This window comes from Pseudomonas sp. NPDC090233 (assembly GCF_044772285.1).
Lineage (GTDB): Bacteria > Pseudomonadota > Gammaproteobacteria > Pseudomonadales > Pseudomonadaceae > Aquipseudomonas.
This window is the reverse complement of sequence record NZ_JBIVYQ010000004.1, coordinates 141,695-164,709: the sequence shown is the minus strand read 5'-3', so window position 1 is coordinate 164,709 and position 23,015 is coordinate 141,695. Positions and strand designations below refer to the sequence as shown.

Sequence of the window (23,015 nt, the reverse complement as noted above, 5' to 3'; positions counted from 1 at the left end):
TGTCATGTTGCATATTTTCTGTCCCCACTGCGGCGAGCTGCGCTCCGAAGAAGAGTTCCACGCCTCTGGCCAGGCGCACATCGCCCGCCCGCTGGACCCGGCCGCCTGCTCCGACGAGGAGTGGGGCACCTACATGTTCTTCCGCGACAACCCGCGCGGTATTCACCATGAGCTGTGGGACCACGTTGCCGGCTGCCGTCAGTACTTCAACGTCACCCGCGACACCGTGACCTACGAGATTCTGGAAACCTACAAGATCGGCGAGAAGCCGCAGGTGACCGCCAACGGCAAGCCAAGCAGCGCACCGTCGACCGTCAAAGGGCAAGGGGAAAAAGTATGAGCCAGACCTATCGCCTCGCCAGCGGCGGCCGTATCGACCGCAGCAAGGTCCTGAATTTCACCTTCAACGGCAAGACCTACCAGGGCTATGCCGGTGACAGCCTGGCCGCCGCGCTGCTGGCCAACGGCGTCGACATCGTTGGCCGCAGCTTCAAGTACTCGCGCCCACGCGGCATCATTGCCGCCGGCACCGAAGAGCCGAACGCCATCCTGCAGATCGGCTCCAGCGAAGCCACCCAGATTCCTAACGTGCGTGCCACTCAACAGGCGCTGTACGCAGGCCTGGTAGCCACCAGCACCAACGGCTGGCCGAACGTCAACAACGACGTGATGGGCATCCTTGGCAAGGTCGGCGGCAGCATGATGCCGCCGGGCTTCTACTACAAAACCTTCATGTACCCGAAATCGTTCTGGATGACTTATGAGAAGTACATCCGCAAGGCAGCCGGCCTGGGCCGTGCGCCGCTGCAGAACGACCCGGACAGCTACGACTACATGAACCAGCACTGCGACGTGCTGATCGTCGGCGCCGGCCCTGCTGGCCTGGCCGCCGCCCTGGCCGCTGCGCGCAGCGGTGCTCGAGTGATCCTGGCTGACGAGCAGGAAGAGTTCGGCGGCAGCCTGCTCGACTCCCGCGAAACCCTCGACGGCAAACCTGCCGCCGACTGGGTCAACGCCGTGGTCAAGGAGCTGGAAAGCCTGCCGGAAGTGACCCTGCTGCCACGCGCCACGGTCAACGGATACCACGACCACAACTTCCTGACCATTCACGAGCGCCTCACCGACCACCTCGGTGATCGCGCGCCGATCGGCCAGGTCCGCCACCGTGTGCACCGCGTCCGCGCCAAGCGCGTGGTACTGGCTGCCGGCGCCCACGAGCGCCCATTGGTGTACGGCAACAACGACGTGCCGGGCAACATGCTGGCTGGTGCTGTGTCCACCTACGTTCGCCGCTACGGCGTGGCACCTGGCCGCAAGCTGGTGCTGTCGACCAACAACGACCACGCCTACCGCGCCGCGCTGGACTGGCACGACGCTGGCCTGCAGGTCGTCGCCATCGCCGATGCCCGCCACAACCCGCGCGGTTCGCTGGTTGAAGAAGCGCGTGCCAAGGGCATTCGCATTCTCACTTCCAGCGCCGTGGTCGAGGCCAAAGGCAGCAAACACGTCACTGGCGCCCGCGTGGCGGCCATCGATGTGCAGGCACACAAGGTCACCAGCCCAGGCGAAACCCTGGACTGCGACCTGATCGCCACCTCCGGCGGTTACAGCCCGATCGTTCACCTGGCTTCGCACCTGGGCGGTCGCCCGGTATGGCGTGACGACATCCTTGGCTTCGTGCCAGGCGATGCGCCGCAGAAGCGTGAGTGCGTCGGTGGCATCAACGGCGTGTACGCCCTGGGTGACGTGATTGCCAATGGTTTCGAAGGCGGCGCCCGTGCAGCCAGCGAAGCCGGCTTCAAGTCCACCACCGCGACCCTGCCAAAGACCGTAGCGCGCAAGGAAGAGGCCACCGTGGCGCTGTTCCAGGTGCCGCACGACAAAGGCAGCAAGGGGCCGAAGCAGTTCGTCGACCAGCAGAACGACGTGACCGCCGCCGGTATCGAGTTGGCCACCCGCGAAGGCTTCGAGTCGGTCGAGCACGTCAAGCGCTACACCGCGCTGGGCTTCGGCACCGACCAGGGCAAACTGGGCAACATCAACGGCCTGGCCATCGCCGCCCGTTCGATCGGCATCACCATCCCGGAAATGGGCACCACCATGTTCCGCCCCAACTACACGCCGGTGACCTTCGGCGCGGTAGCGGGCCGTCACTGTGGCCACCTGTTCGAGCCGGTGCGTTTCACCGCCCTGCATGCCTGGCACGTGAAGAACGGCGCCGAGTTCGAGGACGTTGGCCAGTGGAAGCGCCCGTGGTACTTCCCTAAAGCCGGTGAAGACATCCACAGCGCCGTGGCCCGTGAATGCAAGGCCGTGCGCGACAGCGTGGGCCTGCTCGACGCCTCGACCCTGGGCAAGATCGACATCCAGGGCCCGGACGCGCGCGAGTTCCTCAACCGCATCTACTCCAACGCCTGGACCAAGCTCGACGTGGGCAAGGCCCGCTACGGCCTGATGTGCAAGGAAGACGGCATGGTCTTCGACGACGGCGTGACCGCCTGCGTCGGCGACAACCACTTCTACATGACCACCACCACCGGCGGCGCCGCACGCGTGCTGCAGTGGCTGGAGCTGTACCACCAGACCGAATGGCCGGAGATGAAGGTGTACTTCACCTCGGTCACCGACCACTGGGCCACCCTGACCCTGTCCGGCCCCAACAGCCGCAAGCTGCTCAGCGAGCTGACCGACGACATCGACCTGGACAAGGAAGCCTTCCCGTTCATGACCTGGAAGGAAGGCACCGTCGGCGGCGTGCCGGCGCGGGTGTTCCGGATCTCGTTCACCGGTGAGCTGTCGTACGAAGTCAACGTGCAGGCCAACTACGCCATGGGCGTGCTGGAAAAAGTCATCGAGGCGGGCAAAAAGTACAACCTGACCCCGTACGGCACCGAGACCATGCACGTACTGCGTGCCGAGAAGGGCTTCATCATCGTCGGCCAGGATACCGATGGGTCGATGAACCCGGACGACCTGAACATGAGCTGGTGCGTGGGCCGCAACAAGCCGTTCTCGTGGATCGGCCTGCGCGGCATGAACCGCGAAGACTGCCTGCGCGAGAACCGCAAGCAGTTGGTAGGCCTGAAGCCGGTCGACCCGACCAAGTGGCTGCCGGAAGGCGCCCAGCTGGTGTTCGACCCGAAACAGCCGATCCCGATGGACATGGTCGGCCACGTCACCTCCAGCTACGCGGCCAACTCCCTGGGCTATTCGTTCGCAATGGGTGTGGTCAAGGGCGGCCTCAAGCGCATGGGCGAGCGCGTCTACTCGCCGCAAGCCGATGGCAGCGTGATCGAGGCAGAGATCGTGTCTTCGGTGTTCTTCGATCCGAAGGGTGAGCGGCAGAACGTCTAAGGCCCCGGATGGCAGCGCAGCCCGCCACCGGTGCTGCGCGGCCCTGATGACAGAATTCAAGGCAGGTAAGAAATGAGCGCTATCAACGTCTTCCAGCAAAACCCCGGCGCCGAGGCCAAGGCTCAGTCGCCGCTGCACCACGCCGACCTGGCCAGCCTGGTTGGCAAAGGCCGCAAGAACGCAGGCGTGACCCTGCGTGAGAAAAAATTCCTCGGTCACCTGACCTTGCGCGGCGACGGCCACAACCCGGAATTCGCCGCAGGCGTGCACAAGGCCCTGGGCCTGGAGCTGCCGGTGGCCTTGACCGTGGTCGCCAACAGCGAGATGTCGCTGCAATGGCTTGGCCCGGATGAATGGTTGCTGATCGTCCCAGGCGGCCAGGAATTCGCCGTCGAGCAAAAACTGCGCGCGGCCCTCGAAGGCCAGCACATCCAGGTGGTCAACGTCAGCGGCGGGCAAAGCCTGCTGGAACTGCGCGGCCCAAACGTGCGCGAAGTGCTGATGAAATCCACCAGCTATGATGTTCACCCAAACAACTTCCCGGTGGGCAAGGCTGTCGGCACCGTGTTCGCCAAGTCGCAGCTGGTGATCCGCCGCACCGCCGAAGACACCTGGGAGTTGGTGATTCGCCGCAGCTTCGCCGACTACTGGTGGCTGTGGCTGCAGGACGCTTCGGCCGAATACGGCCTGAGCATCGAGGCTTAAGGAGAGCAGAACATGAGTCGGGCACCGGATACCTGGATTCTCACCGCCGACTGCCCGAGCATGCTCGGCACCGTCGACGTGGTGACGCGTTTCCTCTTCGAGCAGCGCTGCTACGTGACGGAGCACCACTCCTTCGATGACCGGCAGTCGGGGCGCTTCTTCATTCGCGTCGAATTCCGCCAGCCGGACGATTTCGACGAGGCGGGTTTCCGTGCCGGCCTCGGCGAGCGCAGCGAAGCGTTCGGCATGGCGTTCGAGCTGACCGCACCCAATCACCGCCCCAAGGTGGTGATCATGGTGTCCAAGGCCGACCATTGCCTGAACGATCTGCTGTACCGCCAGCGCATCGGCCAGCTGGGCATGGACGTGGTCGCGGTGGTGTCCAATCACCCTGATCTCGAACCGCTGGCGCACTGGCACAAGATCCCCTACTACCACTTCGCCCTCGACCCCAACGACAAGCCTGGGCAAGAGCGCAAGGTGCTGCAGGTGATCGAGGAAACCGGCGCCGAGCTGGTCATCCTCGCCCGCTACATGCAGGTGCTTTCGCCCGAGCTGTGCCGGCGGCTGGATGGCTGGGCGATCAACATTCACCACTCGCTGTTGCCGGGGTTCAAGGGCGCCAAGCCTTATCACCAGGCCTACAACAAGGGCGTGAAGATGGTCGGGGCCACGGCGCACTACATCAACAACGACCTCGATGAAGGGCCGATCATTGCCCAGGGTGTCGAGGTGGTGGACCACAGCCATTACCCCGAGGACCTGATTGCCAAGGGGCGGGATATCGAGTGCCTGACCTTGGCGCGGGCGGTGGGGTATCACATCGAGCGGCGGGTGTTCCTTAACGCCAATCGGACTGTGGTTCTCTAACAGCCTGTACCGGCCCCTTCGCGGCTAAAGCCGCTCCCACCAGTACCAGTGGGAGCGGCTTTAGCCGCGAAGGGGCCAACTCATTTCCAACTGCCGTAAAAAGGCATCCCCCTGTCGTTTTCAGTCAGCGCAATCTGCCCCATCAAGCCCACAATTCCCTGCATTCCAGTAACACATGCCGCCCATGGATGGCGGCGCTTCAACCAACGCTGCATACATAAAAACCAAGCGAGGTAAAAGCAATGTCTGGCAATCGTGGAGTGGTCTATCTCGGCGCCGGCAAAGTCGAAGTGCAACACATCGACTACCCGAAAATGCAGGACCCGCGCGGCAAGAAAATCGAACACGGCGTTATCCTCAAGGTGGTTTCCACCAACATCTGCGGCTCCGACCAGCACATGGTCCGTGGCCGCACCACTGCCCAGGTCGGCCTGGTTCTAGGCCACGAAATCACCGGTGAAATCGTCGAACTGGGGCGTGATGTCGAACGTCTGAAAATCGGCGACCTGGTGTCGGTTCCGTTCAACGTTGCCTGCGGCCGCTGCCGCTCGTGCAAAGAGATGCACACCGGTGTCTGCCTCACCGTCAACCCGGCCCGCGCCGGCGGTGCCTATGGCTATGTCGACATGGGTGACTGGACCGGCGGCCAGGCCGAGTACGTGCTGGTGCCGTACGCCGACTTCAACTTGCTGAAACTGCCGGATCGCGACAAGGCCATGGAAAAGATCCGTGACCTGACCTGCCTTTCTGACATTCTGCCCACCGGCTACCACGGCGCCGTGACTGCGGGCGTCGGCCCAGGCAGCACCGTTTACGTTGCCGGTGCCGGCCCGGTTGGCCTGGCCGCTGCTGCTTCCGCTCGCCTGCTGGGCGCCGCCTGCGTGATCGTCGGTGACCTCAACCCGGCGCGCCTGGCCCACGCCAAGTCCCAGGGCTTCGAGGTGGTCGACCTGTCCAAGGACACCCCGCTGCATGAGCAGATCGTCGACATCCTCGGCGAACCGGAAGTGGACTGCGCCGTCGACGCCGTTGGTTTCGAAGCGCGCGGCCATGGCCATGAGGGTGCCAAGCACGAGGCGCCGGCCACTGTACTGAACTCGCTGATGCAGGTGACCCGCGTTGCCGGCAGCATCGGTATTCCAGGGCTGTACGTGACCGAAGACCCGGGTGCGGTGGACGCCGCTGCCAAGATCGGCGCGCTGAGCATCCGCTTTGGCCTGGGCTGGGCCAAGTCGCACAGCTTCCACACTGGCCAGACCCCGACCATGAAGTACAACCGCCAGTTGATGCAGGCGATCATGTGGGACCGGATCAACATCGCCGAGGTGGTGGGTGTGCAGGTGATCAACCTCGACCAGGCGCCGGAAGGCTATGGCGAGTTCGATGCAGGTGTACCGAAGAAGTTTGTGATCGATCCGCACAAGATGTGGGGCGCGGCTTAACCTTCGCACTCAACGCCCCCGCAAGGGGGCGTTGTTGTTCATGCCTCCGAGGACGACAGCGGCAGGTCATCCGCCAGCACTGCCAGTTCTTCCGCCACAACCGGCACCCCTGCCGGCCAGCGATAGCCGCTGACGCGGTCCAGCTCGAATGCCCGGATGTTCACCGCGTCGCTTTGATTGCCGCCGAGCACCAGCAAGTTGCCATTGGTTGTCTTGCCGGTCACGAAGCCGACATGCCCGCCGCCCACACGGGTGAAAACCGCGATGCAGCCTGGGATCGGTCGTTCCAGTGTGACGCCCCACTTCAGGTAGGACCGCGCGCTTTCGAAACGAGAGGAGCGCACGCCCACCCGCTCCAGCATCGCGCCAGTGAAGGCTGCGCACCAAGGAGTCTCGTCGTCTTTTATGCCCCCGCGCCTGATGTCTTTCCACATCTGCAGGATCTCAGGGTTGTGCTGGGCACCGGCGATTTCTTCGAGGCCGATGTATTTGCGTGCTTCGTCGAGCCAGGGATGGTTGCTCATGGGCTGCTCTCGCTGTCGGTGGTAGAGCCGCCACGTTAACCAGCCCCGGCGTCGAGTGGACGCAGGCATGATTGCCCTGATAACCGGCCCGGAACCAAGCCCCGTTGTGCCAGTCGAATGCCTCGTTTCCCAGGCCATCCCGGCCAACGAGGTCCCCCCCGATGAAAGCATTCACCCTGGCAACCCTGATGACCCTGGCCGCAAGCCCGGCGTTCGCCTTCAACCTCGGCGATGCGGCCAACGCCGTCTCCGCCATGCAGACACAGAAGCAGCAGGGCCAGGTACAGGCACCCGAAGCGCAGGCCAACCTGCTCAACACCCTGGGCAGCGAACTGAAGATCACCCCCGAGCAGGCCGTAGGCGGCGCAGGCGCGATGCTGGGGCTGGCGCGCAACAACCTAAGCAGCGACGACTATGGCCAGCTGACCAAGGCCGTGCCGGGGCTCGACCTGCTCTCCGGCGCCAACGCCCTGGGTGGCCTGAGCGGCCTGGGCGAATTGCTCGGCGACAACAGCGAAAACCAGTCAGCGTTGAGCAAGGCACTGGGCAATGATGTGGAGAACCGCACCGACCTGGACGCCGCGTTCAAGGCGCTGGGGATGGATACCGGCATGATCGGCCAGTTCGCCCCGCTGATCCTCCAGTACCTGGGGCAGCAGGGCATTGCCGGGTCGCTGTTGCAGAACCTGGGTAGCTTGTGGACTACCCCGGCGCCATTGGTGCAACAGCCGTCGGTGTAAGGCTCAAGCCGCTTCGGAGAAATCCACCAGACGCACCGGGCGGCGGAAGCCGGCAGTCAGTACCGCCAGGTAGGCCAGCCCCAGGGCGAACCAGCACAGGCCGATGACCAGCGTCAGCGCCGATAGGCTGGTCCACAGCCACAAGGTCAGGCCCAGGCCGATCAGCGGCACCAGGCCGTATTGCAGCAGGGCTTTGAGGCTGCGCTGGCGGGCGTCGTTCATCAGGTGGGTCTTCACTACTGCCAGGTTCACGGCCGAGAAGGCCACCAGCGCGCCGAAGCTGATCAGCGAGGCGAGGGTGGTCAGGTCGATCACCAGTGCCAGCAGCGAGAACGCCGAGACCAGCAGGATGGCGAATACCGGCGTGCCGAAGCGTGGCGACAAGTAACCGAAACTGCGCTGCGGCAACACCCGGTCGCGGCCCATGGTGAACAGGATGCGCGACACCGCGGCCTGCGAAGCCAGCGCCGAGCCCAGGCTGCCGGCGACGAACGCGGCCGTGAAGAAGTTGGCCAGGAACTGGCCGCCTGCCTTGAACATCACTTCGTTGGCCGCCGCGTCGACATTGACGAAACTGCTGCCCGGCAGCACCAGCTGGCTGACATAGGCCAGCGCAGTGAACAGCACACCGGCGAACAGCGTGGTCAGGATGATCGCCCGGGGCACGTCGCGGCGGGCATCACGGCATTCTTCGGCCAGGGTCGAAACGGCATCGAAACCCAGGAACGACAGGCACAGCACGGCAGCACCGGCCATCAGTGGGCCGAAGCCTGGCTGCGTGCCGTCACCCATCAGCGGCGACAGCAGGTCCACCGGCTGGCCCGCCAGCGACTGCCAGGACAGTGCGACGAACACACCGATGAAGACGATCTGAGCCCCGACGATCAGGTTGCTGGCCTTGGCCACCGAATGGATGCCGACCACATTGAGCACTGTTACCAAGGTGATCGAGGCGAGCACGATGGTCCATGCCGGGATGGCCGGGAAGGCGATGTTGAGGAACAGGCCGATAAGCAGGTAGTTGATCATCGGAATGAACAGGTAGTCGAGCAGCAGTGACCAGCCGGCGAGGAAGCCCACATTAGGGCCGAAGGCCATGTTGGTGTAGGAGTACGCCGAGCCCGCGATCGGGAAGCGTTTGACCATGAAGCTGTAGGAAATGGCGGTGAACGACATGGCCAGCAGGGTGACCAGATAGGCCCCTGCAGTGCGGCCACCGGTCATTTCGGTGACGATGCCGTAGGTGGTGAAAATGGTCAGCGGGACCATGTACACCAGGCCGAAAAACACCAGGGCGGGAAGGCCCAGGACACGGCGGAGCTGGGCGGGGGCGGAGCAAGGTTGGTTGGCCATCGATCGATCCAGGCAATTTTTTGTAGTTGTGCTTTGATCGATTTTTATCCACTTAGGTAGAATGTGACAAAGAAGTAATCCTTATGCTGATTATTAGCCGGGGTTTTAATTGGGTTGGCTGAATATCCATGCCGGCCTCTTCGCGGCTAAAGCCGCTCCCACAGATACCCCACAAAACCCACATACTGGGCAATACCCGTAGGAGCGGCTTTAGCCGCGAAGAGGCCGGCACAGGCAACTACCAATCAGCCCATCTCAGCCCGAAGCCGCTCAATACGCTGATCCTTCTCCACCCACAGCTGGTTCACCCAAGCCTGCACCGTCTGCCGAAACGCAGGATCGCTTTCGTAATCCCCCGCCCACAACGCCGGGTCCAGCTCACGCACCTGAATGTCGATAATCACCCGGTTGATGCTGCCATTGAGCAGGTCCCAGAACCCCGGCGCCTTGTTGCCTGGGTAGACAATGGTCACGTCCAGCAGCGCATCCAGCTGTTCGCCCAGCGCCGCCAGCACAAAGGCCACGCCGCCGGCCTTGGGTTTGAGCAGGTAACGGTAAGGCGACTGCTGCTCCAGGCGCTTGGCCTCGGTAAAGCGGGTGCCTTCCAGGTAGTTGACCACGGTCACCGGCTGGCGCTTGAACAGCTCGCAGGCGGCCTTGGTGATTTTCAGGTCCTTGCCCTTGAGCTCCGGGTGCTTTTCCAGGAACGCCTTGCTGTAGCGCTTCATGAACGGGTAGTCCAGCCCCCACCAGGCCAGGCCCAGCAGCGGCACCCAGATCAGCTCCTTCTTGAGGAAGAACTTGAAGAACGGCGTGCGGCGGTTGAGGCTTTCGATCAGCGCGGGGATGTCCACCCAGGTCTGGTGGTTGCTCACCGCCAGGTACGAGGTGTCCTTGCGCAGGTTGTCGACGCCGCGAATGTCCCATTGGGTGGGGATGCACACGGCGAAGATGGCCTTGTCGACTTCCGACCAGGCTTCGGCACACCACATCACGCCTGCCGACGCATAGTCACGCCAGCGGCCCGGCAGCACCAGCTTGAGCAGGGCGCAGACCAGTAGCGGGCAGATCATCACCACGGTGTTGATGACCAGCAGGGTGGTCGTGAGAATGCCGGTTAGCAGGCGACGCATAAAGAAACTCTTGTTGTGGGATAGAAACGGGCGGCAATGATAAGCAGCGCCGCGGCCTACGCCAAATGTCCAATGCCCAGCGGCGCGGACAAATGTTTCACATTATGTTGTTTACCCTAGCGGCAGCGAACCTATCCTGCTTGCACAGTCTAAGCACTGACCCCTCTCAAGGAAGCCTGCCTGTGAAACCACTGCTTGCCCTGTTGTCGCTGTTGGCGTTGCCGGTCATGGCCGCAGAACCCACGCTTTACGGCCGTTACGAGAACATTTCCCTGCCGGAACTCGGCGAAACCCTCAAGGCCAAGATGGACACCGGTGCCTACACCGCCTCGCTGTCGGCCAAGGACATCGAACGCTTTACCCGCGATGGCGAGGACTGGGTGCGTTTCCGCCTGGCCACCAAGGATTCGGATGGCAAGGTCTACGAGCACAAGATCGCGCGTATCAGCAAGATCAAGAACCGCGCCGATGAAGAAGACGAGGGCGATGCGCCCGAGCTTTCGCGCCGGCCGGTGGTCGACCTGGAGCTGTGCCTGGGCGACGAGAAACGCACGGTGGAGGTGAACCTGGTCGACCGCAGCAGCTTCAACTATCCACTGCTGATCGGGGCCAAGGCGCTGCGCGAGTTCAAGGCCGCCGTGAACCCGGCCAAGCGATTCACGGCGGGCAAGCCTGACTGCTGAGGTCAGGCCACCGGAGCGGTTGCGACCATCGATGGTCGTTTGACCACCTCGGCATACCACGCGGCCAACCCTGGCTGGCGCTCACGCCAGCCAAACTCAGGCTGACGCAAATCCAGATACCCCAGCGCACAGGCGACACCGATCGCCGCCAGATCAAAGCCGGAAATCAGCTCCGCCAGGTGCTCTTGCTCCAGATTGGCCAGGCTACGGCGGATCTTCTCGCCTTGCGCCTCCAGCCAACCCTCCCAGCGCTTGTCCTCGGGCCGCAGGAAGCTCTCGTAGCGGCTCGACACCGCCGCATCCATGATCGCATCCGCCTGCGCCGCCAGGGTCATGCGCCGCCAGCGCGCCGAGCCCTCGCGGGGCAGCAGCGGCAGGCCGACATGCTGCAGGTCGAGAAACTCGCAGATGACCCGGCTGTCATGCAGCACGCTGCCGTCTTCCAGGCGCAGGGCCGGGATCTTGCCGATCGGGTTGCCCTGATTCAGCTGCTCGTCGCCGCTGACCGGGCTGACGTTCACCGGCTGCAGCGCAACGCGGTCGAGCTGGCCGGTCTCGTGCAGCACCACCATGACCTTGCGCACGAACGGCGACAGCGGCGAGTGGAACAGGGTCATCGTGCTCATGGCTCAGTTGCCCTGCAGGCTGGGCGGCAGGCACACGCCGGTGCCACCGATACCGCAGTAGCCTTCGGGGTTCTTGGCCAGGTATTGCTGGTGGTAGGCCTCGGCGAAGAACACGGTCGGGGCCTGGTCGATTTCGGTGGTGATCTCGCCGAAACCGGCCTTGTTCAGCTCGGCCTGGAAGGTTTCGCGGCTGGCTTTGGCTTGTTCGAGCTGCTCGGGGCTGGTGCAGAAGATCGCCGAGCGGTATTGGGTGCCGACGTCGTTGCCCTGGCGCATGCCTTGGGTTGGGTTGTGCAGCTCCCAGAACATCGCCAGCAGCTCGCGGTAGCTGACCTTGGCCTTGTCGAACACCACCAGCACCACTTCGGTGTGGCCGGTCAGGCCCGAGCAGACTTCTTCGTAGGTCGGGTTGGGGGTGAAGCCGCCGGCGTAGCCGACCACTGTGCTGACCACGCCTTCACGCTGCCAGAAGCGGCGCTCGGCACCCCAGAAGCAGCCCAGGCCGAAAATGGCGAAGTCGATGTCGCCTTCGAAGAACGGGCCGAGCAGCGGGGTGCCTTCGAACACGTAATGGAACTCGGGCAGGGACATTGGCGTTTCGCGGCCAGGCAGGGCCTGCTCCGCAGTGGGCATGACGTTTTTGTTCACCAGGATTTCCGAACGCAGGACCATGGCCGTTCCTCTGTGTTTTTCAGTGGGATAGGTGGCCTCATCGCGGATGAATCCGCTCCTACGGAGATGTGTAGGATTCATCCGAGATGAGGCCCGAATGGACTCTATAGTGCCCGAGGATGACGCTGCTGTCAGGCCATTGGACCGCGCGGGTAGCGCTTGAGTTTTTCCGTAAGCTCGCGCCCCGGAATCGGCCGGTCGAACAGATACCCCTGGCCCACGTCACAGCGGTGCCGGCGTAGAAACGCCAGTTGCTCAGGAGTCTCGATGCCCTCGGCCACCACCTTTAGCTTGAGATTGTGGGCCATGGCCACCACCGCCGAGGTGATTTCCATATCGTCCTGGTTGTCGGGGATCTCGTTGATGAAGCTGCGGTCGATCTTGATGATGTCGATCGGGAACTTCTTCAGGTAGCTCAGCGACGAGTAACCGGTGCCGAAGTCGTCCATGGCCAGCGTCAGGCCCAGGGCCTTGAGCTCGTCGAGCTGACGGTGGGTGTCCTCGGTGGCTTCCAGCAGCAGGCCTTCGGTCAGCTCCAGCTCCAGCAGGTGCGGGGGCAGGGCTTCTTCCTTGAGGATCGAGCCGATCGAGGCCACCAGGTCGGGGTCGGAAAACTGCTTGGGCGACAGGTTGATGGCCACGTGCAGGTTGCCCATGCCGGCTTCGCGCAATTCCTGGCTCATGCGGCACGACTGGCGCACCACCCATTTGCCGATGGGGATGATCAGGCCGGTTTCTTCCGCCACGCTGATGAACTGGTCGGGGCGGATCATGCCGCGCTCGGGGTGATTCCAACGCAGCAGCGCTTCCAGGCCTAACAAGCGACCACTGCGCAGGCACAGCTTGGGCTGGTAGAACACCTCCAGCTCGTTCTGGGTCAGGGCGCGGCGCAGGTTGTTCTCGACGAACAGCTTGTAGCTGGCTTCGGCATTGAGCACCTCGGTGAACACCTGCACCTGGTGCTTGCCGTTGGCCTTGGCCTTGTGCAGCGCAAGGCCGGCGTTCTTCATCAGGGTGGTCGGGTCGCTGCCGTGCAGCGGCGCACAGGCCAGGCCCACGGAGGCGGTGACGTTGATCAGCTGGTTGTCGACGAACATCGGTTTGTCGAGGGTACGCAGCAGTTGCTGAGCCACGCCCTGGCCGTCTTCCAGGCTGGTGTCGTCGAGCAGCACGGCGAACTCGTTACTGGCGAAGCGGGCCAGTACACCGCCGACACTGAGGCTGTTGCGCAGGCGCCGGGCCAGGCTGATCAGCAGTTTGTCGCCGGTCTGGTGGCCGAGGCTGTCGTTGATCCGCTTGAAGTTGTCGATGTCCACCAGCAGGAGGCAGATCGGGCTTTCGCCATCGCGGGCGAAGCGCTCGTCGAGGCTGCGGATGAACGCCGGGCGGTTGCCCAGGTTGGTCAGGTTGTCGGTGTAGGCCAGGCGTTCGATGCGCTGTTGGGCCAGTTTGGTCTGGGTGACGTCCTCGTAGATGCCGATGTAGTGGGTCAGCTCACGGTTGTCGCCGTACACCTTGGAAATCGACAGCTGCCCCCAGTACGGCTCCAGGCTCTTGCGCCGGCTCTTGAACTCGCCCTGCCAGCTGTTGCCCATGGCCAGGCTCGACGGCGTGTCGAACAGCAGCTCGCTGAGGTTTTCCAGCGCCGGCAGGTCGGCCAGGTGGCGGCCTTGGACTTCATCGGTGCTGTACTGAGTGATCGCCGTGAAGCTGGGGTTGACGTACTCCACCACGCCTTCGCGGTTGACCAGCAGAAAAGCACTGGCGCTCTGCTCGACAGCACGCTGGAACAGGTGCAGGGCGCTGGCGGCGGTGCGTCGGTTGTGGTTGGTGATGACCTGGGCGAACTGGTCGGCCAGCTCGCCAGCGAAGGCGATCTCATCGGACTGCCAGGCCCGCGGCTGCCCGGTCTGCTCCAGGCACAGCACGCCGACCACCTGGCCATCGACGCGAATGCTGGCATCGAGCATGGCGTTGTTGTCGGCGTACAGACTTTCGGCCAGCTCCCTGGTGCGCGGGTCGTGGTTGGCGTTGTGCGCGTCGATGGCACGGCTGGCGTGCAGGGCGTCGAGGTAATCGGGGAAACGACTGGCATCGATCGGCTCGGGCAGGCGATGCACTTGCTCGTTGCGCAACCAGGCGCTGATTGGCTCCAGGCGCTGGTCTTCCAGGTGCCAGATGCTGGCGCTGTCGACCTTGTAGATCTCGCAGGCGCTGCGGGTAATAAGCTGGGCGGCTTCGAGCAGCGAGTTTTCTGCGCTGTAGCGCTGGCGGGCGAGTCGCAGGATCAGGTCCTGCTGGCTGCGCACGCGCTCCAGGTGTTCGAGCTGTTCCTGCTGGGCGCGCTGGTTGAGTTGCAGGGCCAGTTGCAGGCGGTTGTTGCGTGATTCGAGGTCGTTGGCGTCCAGGTCGATGTCGTCGGCCTGGTCGTCGAGCACCGTCAGAAAGCCCCGCAGCAATTGGCGATTGTGTTGCTTGTAGGCCTCGCCGGCTTCCAGCAGGCGCAACGCACGCGGCTGTGCGTGCAGGGTGTAGCGCACACGGTAATAGCCGCGCGCGTGCAGTTGCTGCTGGATTTCATCGTGCAACCGGTAGCGCGCCTCGGGCTCCATGAGGCTGGCATACGGCGAGTCGATCAGTGCACACAGCTCTGACGCCTGCAGGCCGAACTGGCGCTCACAGGCCGGGTCCAGGTAGAGCATTGCCCAGGTGGCCTCGTTGAGCCTTTCGAAACGCAGCATGCCGAGCCGCGAGGGCACGGGAAGCTGCGTGACGACCTCGGCCGCCACACGGCTGGCGGCATCGGGTTGGCTTTTCATCGAAGGCTCGCTTGAAGAGGGTGACGCGGCCTGGACGGCGGCGTATCTGGCAAGGTTGCATCATGTCCCCAAGGCTGGCAAGCGGCCATGAGGGATGTCATGTATATGTTTTCGGCCGCTGGGCTGAAATCCTTAGTTCGACGCAAGAGATTTAGCGCCTGAGAGACCGAGCGCCGCCCGCGAATCCCACAGGGATAATTGGCCGGAAACGAACGTAGGAGCGGATTCATCCGCGATGCGCCGCGCGGGCGGCGCTCGATCTCCCAGCCGCCATATCTTTTTCGCCAGGCAAAAAAAAGCCCCGCCAACGCTGACGGGGTTGAGGTACGAGCGTGGCAGCTCGAAAAGAGTACCGCCCCTCCAGTGGAGGGGCAGTGTGCCGCCTTACAGCAGCATGGTGCGAATGTCGCCCAGCACGTCGCCCAGGCGCTTGGTGAAGCGCGCGGCGGCAGCGCCGTTGATCACACGGTGATCGTAGGACAGCGACAGCGGCAGCATCAGCTTCGGCTGGAAGGCCTTGCCATCCCAGACCGGCTGCATGGTGGCCTTGGACACACCGAGGATCGCCACTTCAGGCGCATTGACGATCGGCGTGAAGCCGGTGCCGCCAATGTGGCCGAGGCTGGAGATGGTGAAGCACGCGCCCTGCATGTCGTCGGCCGACAGCTTTTTGCTGCGCGCCTTCTCGGCCAGTGCAGCGGCTTCGGCAGCCAGTTGCAGCAGGCTCTTCTGGTCGACGTTCTTGATCACAGGGACCAGCAGGCCGTCCGGGGTGTCCACGGCGAAGCCGATGTTCACGTACTTCTTGCGGATGATGGCCTTGCCGCTTGGTGCCAGCGAGCTGTTGAAGTCCGGCAGTTCCTTGAGCAGGAAGGCGCAGGCCTTGAGCAGCAGAGGCAGCACGGTCAGCTTGACGCCAGCCTTCTCGGCCACGGCTTTCTGCGCAACGCGGAAAGCTTCCAGCTCGGTGATGTCGGCGGAGTCGAACTGGGTCACATGCGGCACGTTCAGCCAGCTGCGGTGCAGGTTGGCGGCACCGACCTGCATCAGGCGGGTCAGGGCCACTTCTTCCACTTCACCGAACTTGCTGAAGTCGACAGCAGGGATCGGCGGGATGCCAGCGCCGCCAGTCGCGCCGGCGGCTGCCGGGGCTTCTTTGGCCTTCTGCATCATCGCCTTGACGTAAACCTGCACGTCTTCTTTCAGGATGCGACCGTGCGGGCCGGTGGCAGCCACAGCGCCCAGCTCGACACCGAATTCACGGGCCAGCTGACGAACCGCCGGGCCTGCGTGCACCTTGGCATTGTTGCCAGCGGCCGGCGCGGTGGCGACCGGAGCAGGGGCAGCAGCCGGGGCGGCAGCGGCAGGTGCGGCAGCCGGAGCCGCTTCAGCCTTGGCCGGTGCAGCGGCGGCCGGCGCAGGAGCGGCAGCCGGTGCGGCGCCAGCGACTTTCAGCTTGAAGATCAGGTCGCCAGTGCCGACTTCGTCTTCCAGCTTGCACAGCACTTCTTCGACCACGCCAGCAGCAGGCGACGGGATCTCCATGGAGGCCTTGTCGGACTCCAGGGTGATCAGCGACTGGTCGGCTTCGACGGTGTCGCCGACCTTGACCAGCACTTCGATGATCTTGGCCTTGCCCGACGAGCCGATGTCCGGCACGTGGATGTCCTGCACGCTGGCGGCAGCAGGGGCTGCAGCCGGCGCTGGGGCGGCTTCGGCAGCCGGCTTCTCAGCGGCGGCCGGCGCAGCGGCAGGCGCGGCCGCGGCCGGAGCCTCAGGCGCCGCAGCGGCGCCCTCGGCTTCCAGGACCAGCAGCTCGTCGCCTTCTTTCAGGCGATCGCCCAGCTTGACCTTCAGTTCCTTGATGACGCCGGCCTTGGGGGCCGGGATCTCCATGGAGGCCTTGTCGGACTCCAGGGTCAGCAGGCTCTGGTCAGCCTCGATACGGTCACCGACCTTGACGAACAGCTCGATGATTTCACCTTCACCGCTGCCGATGTCAGGTACGCGAATGAGTTCGCTCACTTAAAAATACTCCTCAGCAGTCCAGTGGGTTGCGCTTGTCCGGATCGATGCCGAACTTGACGATAGCGTCAGCCACCACTTTCGGTTCGATCTCGCCACGGTCAGCCAGGGCTTCCAGGGCAGCCAGCACCACGAAGTGGCGGTCGACTTCGAAGAAGTGACGCAGCTTCTTGCGGCTGTCGCTGCGACCGTAACCATCGGTACCCAGGACTTTGAACTCTTTGCTCGGCACCCACTGGCGAATCTGTTCGGCGAACAGCTTCATGTAGTCGGTGGAAGCGATAACCGGGCCTTTGCGACCGGCCAGGCACTCTTCGACGTAAGTGGTCTGTGGCTTCTGGCCAGGCTTCAGGCGGTTGGCGCGTTCCACGGCCAGGCCGTCGCGACGCAGTTCGTTGAAGCTGGTGACGCTCCACACGTCGGCACCGACGTTGAACTCTTCACGCAGGATCTTCGCTGCTTCACGCACTTCGCGCAGGATGGTGCCGGAGCCCATCAGCTGGACGTGGTGCGCGGCTTCGCGGGTGTCTTCTTCCAGCAGGTACATGCCCTTGATGATGCCTTCCTCGACACCGGCCGGCATGGCTGGCTGCTGGTAGGATTCGTTCATCACGGTGATGTAGTAGAAGATGTCCTGTTGCTCTTCGGTCATCTTTTTCATGCCGTCCTGGATGATCACCGCCAGCTCGTAGCCGTAGGTTGGATCGTAGGTGCGGCAGTTCGGGATGGTGCCCGCCATCATGTGGCTGTGACCGTCTTCGTGCTGCAGGCCTTCACCGTTGAGGGTGGTACGGCCGGCGGTGCCGCCGATCAGGAAGCCACGGGTGCGGCTGTCGCCAGCGGCCCAGGCCAGGTCGCCAATGCGCTGGAAGCCGAACATCGAGTAGAAGATGTAGAACGGCAGCATCGGCTGGTTGTGGCAGCTGTACGAGGTACCGGCAGCGATGAACGACGACATGGCGCCAGCTTCGTTGATGCCTTCCTCGAGAATCTGGCCCTTCTTGTCTTCGCGGTAGAACATCACCTGGTCTTTATCGACTGGCTCGTAGAGCTGGCCGACCGACGAGTAGATGCCCAGCTGGCGGAACATGCCTTCCATACCGAAGGTACGGGCTTCGTCCGGGATGATCGGGACGATGCGCTGGCCGATGTCCTTGTCCTTGACCAGCTGCGCCAGAATACGCACGAAAGCCATGGTGGTGGAGATTTCGCGGTCGCCCGAGCCGTCCAGGATCGCTTTCAGCGTTTCCAGTGGCGGGGTCGGCACGCTGAAGCTCTTGGCGCGGCGCTGTGGCACGAAGCCGCCCAGGGCTGCACGGCGCTCGGCCAGGTACTTGGCCTCCGCGGAGCCTTCTTCCGGCTTGAAGAACGGCAGGTTCTCAAGGTCCGCATCCTTGACCGGGATGTCGAAGCGGTCACGGAAGTGGCGCAGGCTGTCGACGTCGACCTTCTTGGTGTTGTGCGCGGTGTTCTTGGCTTCGCCAGCACCGGTGCCGTAACCCTTGATGGTCTTGGCCAGGATGACGGTCGGCTGCTCTTTGTGGTTCACAGCCTGGTGGTATGCCGCGTAGACCTTGTACGGGTCGTGGCCGCCACGGTTGAGCTTCCAGATCTCGTCGTCGGACAGGTCTTCGACCATGGCCTTGAGTTCTGGAGTATTGAAGAAGTTCTCACGAACGTACGCGCCGTCTTTGGCTTTGTAGTTCTGATACTCGCCGTCGATGACTTCGTCCATGCGGCGCTGCAGGGCACCGTTGGTGTCCTTGGCCAGCAGTGGGTCCCAGAAACGGCCCCAGACGACTTTGTTGACGTTCCAGCCACCGCCACGGAACACGCCTTCGAGTTCCTGGATGATCTTGCCGTTGCCGCGAACCGGGCCGTCGAGGCGCTGCAGGTTGCAGTTGATGACGAAGATCAGGTTGTCCAGCTTCTCGCGGCCGGCAAGGGCGATCGCGCCCAGGGATTCCGGCTCGTCGCACTCGCCGTCGCCCATGAAGCACCAGACCTTCTGCTTGCCGGCCGGGATGAAGCCGCGGGCTTCCAGGTACTTCATGAAGCGCGCCTGGTAGATCGCCTGGATCGGGCCCAGACCCATGGAAACGGTCGGGAACTGCCAGAAGTCAGGCATCAGCCAAGGGTGCGGGTACGAAGACAGGCCCTTGCCGTCCACTTCCTGACGGAAGTTGTTCATCTGCTCTTCGTTGATGCGGCCTTCCATGAAGGCGCGGGCGTAGACGCCTGGCGAGGCGTGGCCCTGGAAGAACACCAGGTCGCCGCCGTGTTCGTCGGTCGGAGCCTGGAAGAAGTAGTTGAAGCCGATGTCGTACAGGGTGGCACTGGAGGCGAAGCTGGAGATGTGGCCGCCCAGGTCCGAGTCCTTCAGGTTGGTGCGCATCACCATGGCCAGCGCGTTCCAACGCACCATCGAGCGAATGCGGCGTTCCATGAACAGGTCGCCAGGCATGCGTGCTTCGTGGGTGACAGGGATGGTGTTGCGGTATGGCGTGGTGATCGCGTACGGCAGCTGGGAGCCACTGCGGGTGGCCAGCTCGCCCATGCGGGTCATCAGGTAATGAGCGCGGTCTTCGCCTTCTTTGTCGAGGACCGACTCCAGGGCATCCAGCCATTCCTGGGTTTCGATTGGATCGAGGTCTTGCATGGCTTGCTCCAGGGCGGAAAGGCCACCAGAATCGGGGGCCTGAGTTTGCGACTGGCCTTATGGGCAGACGTCGTGAATTCTTGGACTACCGGGGTATGAACCGGCGGCGTGTAGTTTTACTACATTTGCTCCGGCATTTCATGCTTTTGCGCGCCAGGGATAGTAGTAAAACTACACAAATGCGACGTTTGGTCGCACCTTGGCTTGTGAGGAAAAACGTTCATGTTGGTTGGCGGTGTGCCATGAGCGGGGGTTTGTTGATGTTTTTTGCCAATAGTTATCTTTTTTCAGCTATTTCCAACTTTTGTACGACAGTCCAACCGTGCTCCAGCGTCCCCGTGGCCGCTTTTTCCTCTCACTTTCACGCCGATCAAGGATAGACCATGCGCCTGCCTTTGCCGCTCGAACTGCCTGCCACCCTGCAACCACTGGTCGCGCGCAATCAGCAGTTTCTGCTGGATGCGCTGGCCAGCCGCCCCGAGCTCGACCTGAATGCCTGGAGCGCCGCTCATCGGCAGCAGTTCGAACAGGTGGCCGCCGCCAGCGACTTCGTCCTCGGCCTGGCCCAGCGCGACCCCGCCCTATTATTTGCGTTGCTGGCCAGTGGCGAGCTGGAGCGCCGTTACGCGCCAGGCGAACTGCGCGGGCATGTCGCAGCGGCGGCCCAGGCGGCGCAGAGCGAAGACGAGCTGGCACGCAACCTGCGCCGCGAGCGCAACCGCCAGCAGTTGCGCATCATCTGGCGCGACATCACTCGCCAGGCCGAGCTGGGCGAGACCTGCCGCGACCTGTCGGACCTGGCCGACGCCGCCATCGACGAGGCTTATCAATGGCTGTACCCGCGCCACTGCCAGCAATTCGGTACGCCAATCGGCAACCGTAGCGGCGAGGCGCAGCACATGGTGGTGCTGGGCATGGGCAAGCTGGGCGCGGTGGAGCTGAACCTGTCGTCGGACATCGACCTGATCTTCGCCTTCCCGGAAGGCGGCGAGACCGAAGGGGTCAAGCGTTCGCTGGACAACCAGGAGTTCTTCACCCGCCTGGGCCAGCGCCTGATCAAGGCGCTCGACCCGGTCACCGTCGATGGCTTCGTGTTCCGCGTCGACATGCGCCTGCGCCCCTATGGCTCGGCCGGTGCGCTGGTGCTCAGCTTCAATGCCCTGGAGCAGTACTACCAGGACCAGGGCCGCGACTGGGAACGCTACGCGATGATCAAGGCGCGGGTGGTGGCCGGCGACCAGGCCGCTGGCGCGCAGTTGCAGGAAATGCTGCGCCCGTTCGTCTACCGGCGTTACCTGGACTTCTCGGCGATCGAAGCGCTGCGCACCATGAAGCAGCTGATCCAGCAGGAAGTGCGGCGCAAGGGCATGTCCGAGAACATCAAGCTCGGCGCCGGTGGCATCCGTGAAGTGGAGTTCATCGCCCAGGCGTTCCAGCTGATCCACGGCGGGCGTGACCTGAGCCTGCAGCAGCGGCCGTTGCTCAAGGTGCTGGCTACCCTGGAAGGCCAAGGTTACCTGCCACCGGCGGTGGTCGCGGAGTTGCGTGAGGGCTATGAGTTCCTGCGCTATACCGAGCATGCCATCCAGGCCATCGCCGACCGGCAGACGCAAATGCTCCCTGATGACGAAACCGACCGCGTGCGGGTGGCCTACATGCTTGGCTTCACCGACTGGCAGAGCTTCCATGACCAGCTGATGCACTGGCGCGGCCGCGTAGACTGGCACTTCCGCCAGGTCATCGCCGACCCGGATGACGAAGACGGCGAAGGCGAGCTGGTGGTGGGCGGCGAATGGTCGCCGCTGTGGGAGCAGGCGCAGGATGAGGAGGCCGCTGGCCGTCAGCTGCAAGAAGCCGGCTTCGCACAACCTGCCGAAGCCTTGCGCCGCCTGGCCGCGCTGCGCGCCAGCCCCCAGCTGCGCTCGATCCAGCGCATCGGCCGCGAGCGCCTGGATGCCTTTATCCCGCGCCTGCTGGCCCAGGCCGTGGAACATGACAACCCGGACCTGGTGCTGGAGCGTGTACTGCCGCTGGTCGAAGCGGTGGCGCGGCGCTCAGCTTACCTGGTCCTGCTCACCGAAAACCCCGGCGCCTTGCGCCGCCTGCTGACCCTGTGCGCGGCCAGCCCGTGGATCGCCGAGCAGATGGCCCGCTACCCGCTGCTGCTCGACGAACTGCTCAACGAAAGCCGGCTGTTCAGCCCGCCGCTGGCGCCGGAGCTGGCGGCCGAGTTGCGCGAGCGCCTGACCCGCATCCCCGAGGACGACCTCGAACAACAAATGGAGGCGTTGCGTCACTTCAAGCTGGCCCACAGCCTGCGCGTGGCCGCCTCGGAAATCAGCGGCAACCTGCCGTTGATGAAAGTCAGCGACTACCTCACCTGGCTGGCCGAAGCCATCCTCGATCAGGTGCTGGCCCTGGCCTGGCGCCACACCGTGGCCCGCTACGGCCAGCCCAAGCGCAGCGATGGCAGCCTGTGCGACCCCGGCTTCATCATCATCGGCTACGGCAAGGTCGGTGGCCTGGAGCTGGGGCACGGCTCGGACCTGGACCTGGTGTTCATCCACGACGGCGACCCGCAGGCGGAAACCGACGGCGCCAAGCCGATCGACAGCGCGCAGTTCTTCACCCGCCTGGGCCAGCGCATCATTCACCTGCTGACCACCCAGACCAACTCTGGCCAGCTCTACGACGTCGACATGCGCCTGCGCCCGTCCGGCGCCTCGGGGTTGCTGGTCAGTTCGCTGGGTGCGTTCGAGCGCTACCAGCAGAACGAAGCCTGGACCTGGGAACACCAGGCCCTGGTGCGCGCCCGCGTGCTGGTCGGCTGCAAGCAGGTGGCCACAGCGTTCGAAGGCGTGCGCGCCAAGGTGCTGGGCCAGGCTCGCGACCTGGAGAAGTTGCGCAGCGAAGTCAGCGAGATGCGCGCCAAAATGCGTGACAACCTGGGCACCAAGGCCACTGCCGCAGGCACGGCGGCCAATGCCTTCGATAGCGGCGTGGCGTTCGATATCAAGCAGGATGCCGGCGGTATCGTCGATATTGAATTTATGGTGCAATACGCCGCTTTGGCCTGGTCCCATGACCATCCGGCCATACTTCGATGGACCGATAACATCCGCATTCTGGAAGAGCTGGAGCAGGCAGGATTGATGCCGGCCAGTGACGCGGTGCTGTTGCGTGAGGTGTACAAGGCGTTTCGCTCGGCGTCGCATCGGCAGGCCCTGCAGAAGCAGGCCGGGGTGATCGACGCGGCGCAGTTTGCCGATGAGCGCCGCGAGGTGCGGCGGATCTGGGGGCAGCTGGGGCTGAACTGACCGTTCAGGGCAGTGACAGGGCCCTAGTGGTACACTGCACGCCACATAGCCTGAATATAAAGAGGGGAGGCCAGGCTGTACCGCAGTCTGCAG

Annotated in this window: 16 protein-coding genes; 8 read left to right on the top strand and 8 right to left on the bottom strand. The window is 63.7% G+C overall.

The window, feature by feature from the left end:
• The first annotated feature begins 4 nt into the window (after positions 1-4).
• The 5 genes from ACIQUF_RS12100 (at position 5) to fdhA (ending at position 6,371) form a co-directional block, all read left to right on the top strand.
• The gene (locus tag ACIQUF_RS12100) at positions 5-340 is read left to right on the top strand and encodes a sarcosine oxidase subunit delta (protein WP_400798100.1); all 336 of its coding nucleotides are present in this window, start codon (positions 5-7) and stop codon (positions 338-340) included.
• Entirely contained in the window at positions 337-3,354 is a 3,018-nt protein-coding gene (locus tag ACIQUF_RS12095; protein ID WP_403131642.1) for a sarcosine oxidase subunit alpha, read from the top strand. Before ACIQUF_RS12100 ends, ACIQUF_RS12095 begins: the two co-directional genes overlap by 4 nt.
• A 72-nt stretch (positions 3,355-3,426) precedes the next feature.
• Positions 3,427-4,059, top strand: coding sequence for a sarcosine oxidase subunit gamma (locus tag ACIQUF_RS12090; RefSeq protein ID WP_403131641.1), 633 nt, complete (start codon positions 3,427-3,429; stop codon positions 4,057-4,059).
• 12 nt (positions 4,060-4,071) lie between these two features.
• Positions 4,072-4,929, top strand: coding sequence for a formyltetrahydrofolate deformylase (gene purU / locus ACIQUF_RS12085; protein WP_403131640.1), 858 nt, complete (start codon positions 4,072-4,074; stop codon positions 4,927-4,929).
• 242 nt (positions 4,930-5,171) lie between these two features.
• Positions 5,172-6,371 carry a formaldehyde dehydrogenase, glutathione-independent gene (fdhA, locus tag ACIQUF_RS12080; RefSeq protein ID WP_400798112.1) on the top strand — a complete coding sequence of 400 codons (1,200 nt, stop codon included), beginning with the start codon at positions 5,172-5,174 and terminating at the stop codon, positions 6,369-6,371.
• A 38-nt stretch (positions 6,372-6,409) separates the two neighbouring features.
• Here the strand turns inward: fdhA and ACIQUF_RS12075 are convergent, their stop codons facing one another.
• Positions 6,410-6,895 carry a TIGR02594 family protein gene (locus ACIQUF_RS12075; protein WP_403131639.1) on the bottom strand — a complete coding sequence of 162 codons (486 nt, stop codon included), beginning with the start codon at positions 6,893-6,895 and terminating at the stop codon, positions 6,410-6,412.
• Positions 6,896-7,056: 161 nt separating this feature from the next.
• Between ACIQUF_RS12075 and ACIQUF_RS12070 the strand changes: the two genes are divergently transcribed.
• Positions 7,057-7,635, top strand: coding sequence for a DUF2780 domain-containing protein (locus tag ACIQUF_RS12070; RefSeq protein WP_403131638.1), 579 nt, complete (start codon positions 7,057-7,059; stop codon positions 7,633-7,635).
• A 3-nt stretch (positions 7,636-7,638) separates the two neighbouring features.
• Here the strand turns inward: ACIQUF_RS12070 and ACIQUF_RS12065 are convergent, their stop codons facing one another.
• Both ACIQUF_RS12065 and ACIQUF_RS12060 read right to left on the bottom strand, forming a co-directional pair.
• The gene (locus ACIQUF_RS12065) at positions 7,639-8,988 is read right to left on the bottom strand and encodes an APC family permease (protein WP_403131636.1); all 1,350 of its coding nucleotides are present in this window, start codon (positions 8,986-8,988) and stop codon (positions 7,639-7,641) included.
• A 245-nt stretch (positions 8,989-9,233) separates the two neighbouring features.
• A complete protein-coding gene (locus ACIQUF_RS12060) occupies positions 9,234-10,121 on the bottom strand; it encodes an acyltransferase (protein ID WP_403131634.1) in 888 nt (295 codons plus the stop codon).
• A 182-nt stretch (positions 10,122-10,303) separates the two neighbouring features.
• On the opposite strand from ACIQUF_RS12060, the gene ACIQUF_RS12055 reads away from it, so the two are divergent.
• Entirely contained in the window at positions 10,304-10,804 is a 501-nt protein-coding gene (locus ACIQUF_RS12055) for an ATP-dependent zinc protease (RefSeq protein WP_403131633.1), read from the top strand.
• A gap of 2 nt (positions 10,805-10,806) precedes the next feature.
• On the opposite strand, the gene ACIQUF_RS12050 is transcribed toward ACIQUF_RS12055, so the two are convergent.
• The 5 genes from ACIQUF_RS12050 to aceE form a co-directional block, all read right to left on the bottom strand.
• Positions 10,807-11,430 (bottom strand): glutathione S-transferase, encoded by a 624-nt coding sequence (locus ACIQUF_RS12050; RefSeq protein ID WP_403131632.1) that lies wholly within the window; start codon positions 11,428-11,430, stop codon positions 10,807-10,809.
• Positions 11,431-11,433: 3 nt separating this feature from the next.
• Positions 11,434-12,102 (bottom strand): peptide-methionine (S)-S-oxide reductase MsrA, encoded by a 669-nt coding sequence (gene msrA, locus ACIQUF_RS12045; RefSeq protein ID WP_403131631.1) that lies wholly within the window; start codon positions 12,100-12,102, stop codon positions 11,434-11,436.
• A 131-nt stretch (positions 12,103-12,233) separates the two neighbouring features.
• A complete protein-coding gene (locus ACIQUF_RS12040; RefSeq protein WP_403131630.1) occupies positions 12,234-14,921 on the bottom strand; it encodes a putative bifunctional diguanylate cyclase/phosphodiesterase in 2,688 nt (895 codons plus the stop codon).
• A gap of 384 nt (positions 14,922-15,305) precedes the next feature.
• Positions 15,306-16,946 carry a dihydrolipoyllysine-residue acetyltransferase gene (gene aceF / locus ACIQUF_RS12035; RefSeq protein ID WP_400798132.1) on the bottom strand — a complete coding sequence of 547 codons (1,641 nt, stop codon included), beginning with the start codon at positions 16,944-16,946 and terminating at the stop codon, positions 15,306-15,308.
• A 13-nt stretch (positions 16,947-16,959) separates the two neighbouring features.
• Positions 16,960-19,605, bottom strand: a complete 2,646-nt coding sequence (gene aceE, locus ACIQUF_RS12030; RefSeq protein WP_403131628.1) for a pyruvate dehydrogenase (acetyl-transferring), homodimeric type — start codon at positions 19,603-19,605, stop codon at positions 16,960-16,962.
• Positions 19,606-19,988: 383 nt separating this feature from the next.
• On the opposite strand from aceE, the gene glnE reads away from it, so the two are divergent.
• Positions 19,989-22,922 (top strand): bifunctional [glutamate--ammonia ligase]-adenylyl-L-tyrosine phosphorylase/[glutamate--ammonia-ligase] adenylyltransferase, encoded by a 2,934-nt coding sequence (gene glnE, locus ACIQUF_RS12025; RefSeq protein WP_403131626.1) that lies wholly within the window; start codon positions 19,989-19,991, stop codon positions 22,920-22,922.
• The last annotated feature ends 93 nt before the right edge of the window (positions 22,923-23,015 follow it).

Coding starts and splice junctions, on each gene's coding strand:
- ACIQUF_RS12065 (WP_403131636.1), bottom strand. CDS start 8,988: ATGGCCAACCAACCTTGCTCCGCCCCCGCCCAGCTCCGCCGTGTCCTG.
- purU (WP_403131640.1), top strand. CDS start 4,072: ATGAGTCGGGCACCGGATACCTGGATTCTCACCGCCGACTGCCCGAGC.
- ACIQUF_RS12090 (WP_403131641.1), top strand. CDS start 3,427: ATGAGCGCTATCAACGTCTTCCAGCAAAACCCCGGCGCCGAGGCCAAG.
- ACIQUF_RS12050 (WP_403131632.1), bottom strand. CDS start 11,430: ATGAGCACGATGACCCTGTTCCACTCGCCGCTGTCGCCGTTCGTGCGC.
- ACIQUF_RS12100 (WP_400798100.1), top strand. CDS start 5: ATGTTGCATATTTTCTGTCCCCACTGCGGCGAGCTGCGCTCCGAAGAA.
- msrA (WP_403131631.1), bottom strand. CDS start 12,102: ATGGTCCTGCGTTCGGAAATCCTGGTGAACAAAAACGTCATGCCCACT.
- ACIQUF_RS12060 (WP_403131634.1), bottom strand. CDS start 10,121: ATGCGTCGCCTGCTAACCGGCATTCTCACGACCACCCTGCTGGTCATC.
- aceE (WP_403131628.1), bottom strand. CDS start 19,605: ATGCAAGACCTCGATCCAATCGAAACCCAGGAATGGCTGGATGCCCTG.
- ACIQUF_RS12075 (WP_403131639.1), bottom strand. CDS start 6,895: ATGAGCAACCATCCCTGGCTCGACGAAGCACGCAAATACATCGGCCTC.
- fdhA (WP_400798112.1), top strand. CDS start 5,172: ATGTCTGGCAATCGTGGAGTGGTCTATCTCGGCGCCGGCAAAGTCGAA.
- glnE (WP_403131626.1), top strand. CDS start 19,989: ATGCGCCTGCCTTTGCCGCTCGAACTGCCTGCCACCCTGCAACCACTG.
- ACIQUF_RS12040 (WP_403131630.1), bottom strand. CDS start 14,921: ATGAAAAGCCAACCCGATGCCGCCAGCCGTGTGGCGGCCGAGGTCGTC.
- ACIQUF_RS12070 (WP_403131638.1), top strand. CDS start 7,057: ATGAAAGCATTCACCCTGGCAACCCTGATGACCCTGGCCGCAAGCCCG.
- ACIQUF_RS12095 (WP_403131642.1), top strand. CDS start 337: ATGAGCCAGACCTATCGCCTCGCCAGCGGCGGCCGTATCGACCGCAGC.